This is a genomic window from Microbulbifer sp. (assembly GCF_036563125.1).
In the GTDB taxonomy this organism is placed as follows: Bacteria; Pseudomonadota; Gammaproteobacteria; order Pseudomonadales; family Cellvibrionaceae; genus Microbulbifer.
This window is the reverse complement of record NZ_DATCMV010000150.1, coordinates 1-7117: the sequence shown is the minus strand read 5'-3', so window position 1 is coordinate 7117 and position 7117 is coordinate 1. Positions and strand designations below refer to the sequence as shown.

The following is a 7117-nucleotide window of genomic DNA, read 5'->3' as shown; positions in this document are numbered from 1 at the left end:
ACTACCAAGCAGGAAGACAAGCGCGAGCTGCTGATTTTTGTCACCCCGCGTATCATGCAAGACGAGTTCATGTCTTTCAGCAAGTGATTACGCAGCCCATCTTCCTTGTCGGCCCAATGGGGGCCGGCAAGTCCACCATCGGCAAATTACTGGCAGCCCAACTGGGGCTGCCTTTTGCCGATTCCGACAAGGTTATTGAAGACCGCTCTGGTGCCGACATTCCATGGATCTTTGACGTGGAAGGGGAGGCCGGCTTTCGCCGTCGTGAGAGTGCGGTGTTGCGTGATCTTTGCAGTGGCGAGCCACAGGTGGTTGCCACTGGCGGTGGCATTGTATTGATGCCGGAAAATCGCGCGCTACTGAAAAATCACGGATTTGTCGTGTACTTGCGTGCAGGTCTCGACCAGCTGGTGGAGCGAACCTCCAAAAACAGCAACCGCCCGCTGCTGCAGGTGGCCAATCCCCGTGCGAAGTTGCTTGAAATACTGCAACAGCGCGAATCATTTTACGATGATGTGGCCGACCTTGTGTGTGATACCGACGACTGTACGCCCAAGCAGGCCGCCCAGTTGGTAGTGGACCGGCTTATGGCCGTATCTGCTGGTTGAGATCCCGGATGCCGCATTGCAACATCCGCATCTTGCGGTGTTTGGGTGCCGCCTTGCCTGAATAAATCATCTTTTCATTTTCCTCTTGTGGGCTTAAGGGAGTAGCCATGCACAGTCTCAATGTCGATCTGGGTGATCGCAGTTATCCCATACTGATCGGTCCCGGCTTGCTCGGAGATTCAACACACTTCGCAAATGCCATTCGCGGTCGCCAGGTGTTGGTGGTCACGAACGAGACTATCGCGCCCCTGTACCTGGAAAAACTGCTGGCCAGTCTGCAGGGCTTTGACAAGGTGGACAGCGTGCAGCTGCCAGACGGCGAGGCGTTCAAGACCCTGGATACCCTGAACCGGATCTTCGATACCTTGCTGGAGAAGCGCCACGACCGCAGCACCACCATCGTCGCCCTGGGCGGCGGTGTGGTGGGGGATATGAGCGGCTTCGCTGCGGCCTGCTACCAGCGCGGGGTGGATTTCGTGCAGGTTCCCACCACCCTGTTGTCGCAGGTGGATTCCTCGGTGGGGGGGAAAACCGGGGTCAACCATGCGCTGGGCAAGAACATGATCGGCGCCTTCTATCAACCGCAACTGGTGCTGATTGATATCGACACACTGAAGACCCTGCCGGATCGTGAGTTGTCCGCCGGAATCGCCGAGGTCATCAAGTACGGCATGATCTGCGATGCCCCCTTTTTTTCGTGGCTGGAGGCGAATATGGATGCGCTGCTAGCCCGCGACCCCGCTGCACTGGCCTATGCGGTGGAGCGCAGTTGTGCGGATAAGGCTGCGGTGGTGGCAGAAGACGAGCGGGAATCCGGTCGCCGTGCCATCCTGAATTTCGGTCATACCTTCGGCCATGCTATAGAAGCGGTGCAGGGTTACGGTAAGTGGCTGCACGGGGAGGCCGTGGCTGCTGGTATGGCGATGGCGGCGGAGCTGTCGCGCCTGCGCGGTTGGGTATCCCAGCAGGATGTGGAACGTTTGCGCGCGCTGCTAACCAGAGCCAACTTGCCGCAACAATCCCCTGACGATATGCAGGTGGATGATTATTTGCGCGCAATGTCTGTGGATAAAAAGGTGCAGGATGGCAAATTGCGGCTGGTGTTGCTGCACGCCATCGGCGATGCGCAGATTGTCGCTGATACCCCCAGAGAGCTACTGATAGAAGCATTGCACCGCTGCGGTGCGCGGTGACAGATCTGTAGTTTTTTTAGCGAACTGAGGATTCTTTGACGCCAAACGGAATTTGAAGAAGATAAATCGGTTAAATGGCATCGCGACAGCAAAAAAATCTGGCGATTCTTGCAATTGCAGGGGGGCACTTGTAACATTGCGCGCCCCCCTGGTGAAAACCGGGGAAATGAGCCGATAACAACAAAGCCCAGGCTCGCAGGAAGCGAGTATCACCCAAGCCCCTAATGAGGGCTTTTTTTGTCACTGGAGTTTCGAAAAACCAGTGGAATCTGCGGCACCTTTGGCTCGAAAGTAGATAAATATACCCCCAACGACAGTCCTCGAATTAACGAGCGCACTGTGAACTGATTGCCGGTCCAATAGGGCGCGATCATTCAGTACGAAGGGGGTGGCAATAACACTTTGAGGAATTCTATGGGTAGCGGTCTGTATCGATTGGATGAGTTCAAAGATAACTGTGGCTTTGGTCTGATTGCCCATCTCAAGGGCAAGACCAGCCACAAGTTGTTGCAGACGGCGATTGAGTCGCTGACCTGCATGACTCACCGCGGCGGTATTGCCGCCGATGGCAAAACCGGAGACGGCTGCGGCCTGCTGCTGCAGAAGCCGGATGCGTTCCTGCGCGCTGTGGCCAAGGAGGCCTTTGGTGGCGAGCTGAGCGACAGCTACGCCGTGGGTTCCATCATGCTGCCGCTGGACGAGGCCAAGGCCGCCGCGGCGCGCGCGATTCTAAAGCGCGAGGTGGAAGCCCAGGGCCTGAGCGTCGCGGGCTGGCGCCCGGTGCCCACCAACGCCGATTGTCTGGGGCCGATTGCGCGCCAGTCGCTGCCGCGCTTTGAGCACCTGTTGATCAACGATGCCGAGCAACCGCTGGGCGAGCAGAAATTTGCCGCGCGTCTGTTCGTGATCCGCCGCAAGTCGGAGCAGCAACTGGGTGACGATACCTATATCGCCAGCCTCTCAACTGGTGTCCTGTCCTACAAGGGCCTGATGATGCCGGCGGATCTGCCGGCGTTCTTCCCGGATCTGGCGGACCCGCGTCTGGAAACCGCCATCTGTGTGTTCCACCAGCGCTTTTCCACCAACACCATGCCGCGCTGGCCGCTGGCACAGCCGTTCCGCATGTTGGCGCACAACGGTGAGATCAACACCGTCACCGGTAACCGCAACTGGTCCGTGGCGCGTACCCCGAAATTCAACACCGAGCTGTTGCCGGAGCTGAACGAGCTGGCGCCACTGGTGAACCGCACTGGTTCCGACTCTTCCAGTCTCGACAATATGCTCGAGCTGCTGATGGCGGGCGGCATCGACATGCACCGCGCCATCCGTATGCTGGTACCGCCGGCGTGGCAGAACGTGGACACCATGGACTCCGAGCTGCGCGCCTTCTACGAATACAATTCCATGCATATGGAGCCGTGGGACGGCCCCGCCGGCCTGGTGCTGACCGACGGCCGCTACGCCGTGTGTACCCTCGACCGCAACGGTCTGCGCCCATCCCGCTGGGTTGTCACCAAGGACGACTTCATCACCGTGGCGTCAGAGGTCGGTACCTACAAGTACGACCCTGCCGACGTGGTGGCCAAGGGGCGTCTGGGGCCGGGCCAGATCCTGTCGGTGGACACGCTGGAAGGCAAGTTGCGCCACACCGCCGAAGTGGACGGTGAACTTAAGAAGGCGCATCCCTACAAGCAGTGGCTGAAGGGTAAAGCCCGCCGCATCCGCTCCACCCTGGTGACCGCACCGGTGGACAACAATTTCTCGTTCGAGCAGTTCAAGGTTTACCAGAAACTGTTCAGCTCCTCGCTGGAAGAGCGCGACCAGGTCATCCGCCCGCTGGCGGAGTCCGGCCAGGAAGCCGTGGGTTCCATGGGCGACGATACCCCGATGGCGGTATTGTCCCAGGGTAACCGCTGCCTGTACGACTTTTTCCGCCAGCAGTTTGCGCAGGTAACCAACCCGCCGATCGACCCGCTGCGGGAAACCATCGTCATGTCCCTGGAGACCTGCCTGGGGCGTGAAAAATCCGTGTTCGAGGAAACGCCCGAGCACGCCGACCGCGTGATCCTGTCCTCGCCGGTACTCTCGCACATCAAATACAGCGCGCTGCTGGACCTCGGCCGCGAGGAGTTCAAGGCGAAGGTATTCGACCTGAACTACGACCCGGTGCAGCTGGATTTGAAGGGCGCCATCGAAAAACTGTGCAAGGATGCCGCCGATTCGGTGCGCAACGAGGGCACCGTGATCGTGGTGCTGTCGGATCGCAATATCGAAGAGGGCAAGCTGCCCATCGATGCGCTGCTCGCCACCGGCGCGGTGCACCACCACCTGGTGCACAACGGCCTGCGCTGCGACTCCAACGTGGTAGTGGACACCGCTACCGCGCGCGACTCGCACCAGCTGGCGTGCCTGATCGGCGTCGGTGCCACCGCGGTGCACCCGTATTTCTCCTACAGCATCATCAATCACCTGATCGAAACCGGCGAGCTGCTGCTGGACGCCGCTACCGCACAGAAAAACTACCGCACTGGCATCAGCAAGGGGCTGCTGAAAATCCTGTCGAAGATGGGTATTTCCGCGGTGGCCTCCTACCGCGGCGCGCTGCTGTTCGAACTGGTGGGGCTGTCCCAGGACGTGATCGACCTGTGCTTCCCGGAAGCGCCAGCGCGTGTACTGGGAGCGGGCTTTGCGGAGCTGGAAGACGACATGCGCGGGCGCGCCGAGCTGGCGTGGAAACCGCGCAAACCGGTCTCCGCTGGCGGCCTGCACAAATTCGTTTATGGCCAGGAGTACCACGCGTTCAACCCGGATGTGGTCAAGGCACTACAGGAGGCGGTGCGCTCCGGCGATTACGGCGCCTGGCGCGATTACGCGACCCTGGTGAACCAGCGTCCCGTTGCCACCCTGCGCGACCTGCTGGGGCTGAAAAAAGACCTGCAGGCGATTCCACTGGAGGAAGTGGAGCCGGCGGAAAACATCCTGCGCCGCTTCGACAGCGCCGCCATGTCCCTGGGTGCGCTGTCACCGGAAGCGCACGAGTCCCTGGCTCAGGCCATGAATCGCCTGGGTGGCCGCTCCAACAGCGGTGAGGGCGGCGAGGACCCGGCGCGTTACGGCACCGACAAGGTATCCAAGATCAAGCAGATTGCCTCTGGCCGTTTCGGCGTCACCCCGCATTATCTGGTGAATGCGGAAGTGCTGCAGATCAAGGTGGCCCAGGGCGCCAAGCCCGGCGAGGGTGGCCAGCTGCCCGGCGGCAAGGTCAATGAGCTGATCGCGCGCCTGCGCTACTCCGTGCCCGGTGTGACCCTGATCTCACCGCCGCCGCACCACGATATTTATTCCATTGAAGACCTGGCGCAGCTGATCTACGACCTGAAACAGGTCAACCCGGATGCGCTGGTATCGGTGAAGCTGGTATCCCGCCCCGGCGTTGGCACCATTGCCGCCGGTGTGGCCAAGGCCTACGCGGACCTGATCACCATTTCCGGTTACGACGGCGGCACCGCCGCGAGCCCGATTACCTCCATCCGCTACGCCGGTTCCCCGTGGGAGCTGGGTCTGGCGGAAACCCACCAGACCCTGCGCGCCAACGATCTGCGCGGCAAGGTGCGGGTGCAGACCGACGGCGGTCTGAAGAGCGGTCTCGACGTGGTCAAGGCGGCGATTCTCGGTGCCGAGAGTTTCGGTTTCGGCACTGCACCGATGGTGGCGCTGGGCTGTAAGTACCTGCGTATCTGTCACTTGAATAACTGCGCCACCGGTGTTGCCACCCAGAACAAGGACCTGCGCGACGAGCACTACATCGGCACCGTGGAAATGGCGATGAACTTCTTCAAGTTCGTGGCCGAGGAAACCCGCGAGTGGATGGCGCGTCTCGGGGTTCGTTCCATCGAGGAACTGGTGGGCCGCGTGGACCTGCTGGAGACCCTCGAGGGCGAAACTGCCAAGCAGAAGACCCTGGACCTGTCGCCGCTGCTGCACAGCGATGCGCTGCTCGACAGCAAGCCGCAGACCTGCCAGCAGCCGAAAAACGAGCCGTGGGACAAGGGCCTGCTGGCGGAGCGCATGGTGGCGGAAACCCTGCCGGCGATTGAGAACCTGTCCGGTGGCGAGTTCAGCTTCCACCTGACCAACTGCGACCGCTCCATCGGTGCGCGTCTGTCCGGCGAGATCGCCAAGCGCCACGGCAACCAGGGCATGGTGGATGCGCCGATCAAACTGCGTCTCTCCGGCGTTGCCGGCCAGTCCTTCGGGGTGTGGAACGCCGGTGGCCTGGAGATGTACCTGGAAGGCGACGCCAACGACTATGTGGGCAAGGGTATGGCCGGCGGCAAGCTGGTAATCCGTCCGCCCCAGGGCAGCAGCTTCAAGTCCGAGGAAACCAGCATCATCGGCAACACCTGCCTGTACGGCGCCACCGGCGGCAAGCTGTTTGCCTCCGGCTGTGCCGGCGAGCGCTTCGGTGTGCGCAACTCCGGCGCCTTTGCGGTGGTGGAAGGTGCGGGGGACCACTGTTGTGAATACATGACCGGCGGCATGATCGCGGTGCTGGGCAAGACCGGGGTCAACTTCGGTGCCGGTATGACCGGCGGCTTCGCCTATGTGCTGGATATGGATCGCGACTTCTTCGACAAGTGCAACCACGAGCTGATTGAGCTGCGCCGTATCAGCAGCGAGGCGCTGGAGGAATACCAGAGCCACCTGCGCGAAGTGATCGAAGAGTTTGTGGAAGAAACCGGCAGCGAATGGGGCCAGGAACTGCTGGATAACCTCGATGACTACCTCAACAAGTTCTGGCTGGTGAAGCCGAAGGCCGCCAGCCTCGCCGGGCTGTTGTCCGATGTACGCAAGCGCGGCGAATAAGGGGGAGATTTACCTATGTCACAGCGTCTGAACAACGATTTCCAGTTTATCGACGTTGGCCGGGTCGACCCTGCCAAGAAAGACATCATCACCCGCACCAACCAGTTCGTGGAGATCTACCAGCCGTTCACCGAGCGGCAGGTGGCCAGCCAGGCGCACCGCTGCCTGGACTGCGGTAACCCCTACTGCGAGTGGAAGTGCCCGGTACACAACTACATCCCTAACTGGCTGCGCCTGATCAGCGAGGGCAACATCATGGAGGCGGCGGAGTTGAGTCACCAGACCAACTCGTTGCCGGAAGTGTGCGGCCGTGTGTGCCCGCAGGATCGCCTGTGTGAGGGTGCCTGTACCCTGAACGACGGTTTCGGTGCGGTGACCATCGGCAACGCCGAGAAATACATCACCGATACCGCGTTCGCGCTGGGCTGGCGCCCGGACCTGAGCGCGGTG

At 61.0% G+C, this 7117-nt stretch carries 3 protein-coding genes and 1 pseudogene; all 4 read left to right on the top strand.

Annotation, left to right across the window (positions count from 1 at the left end; all coding sequences use genetic code 11):
• Nucleotides 1–86 precede the first annotated feature (86 nt).
• Nucleotides 87–608: a shikimate kinase gene (locus tag VIL80_RS12660; RefSeq protein WP_332036461.1), complete on the top strand. Its 522-nt coding sequence runs from the start codon at nt 87–89 to the stop codon at nt 606–608.
• Between the two features lie 107 nt (nt 609–715).
• Entirely contained in the window at nt 716–1801 is a 1086-nt protein-coding gene (gene aroB, locus VIL80_RS12655) for a 3-dehydroquinate synthase (RefSeq protein WP_332036460.1), read from the top strand.
• 414 nt (nt 1802–2215) lie between these two features.
• Nucleotides 2216–6667: a glutamate synthase large subunit gene (gene gltB / locus VIL80_RS12650; protein ID WP_332036459.1), complete on the top strand. Its 4452-nt coding sequence runs from the start codon at nt 2216–2218 to the stop codon at nt 6665–6667.
• Between the two features lie 15 nt (nt 6668–6682).
• Nucleotides 6683–7117 (top strand): annotated as a pseudogene (locus tag VIL80_RS12645) (glutamate synthase small subunit); the annotation flags it as partial.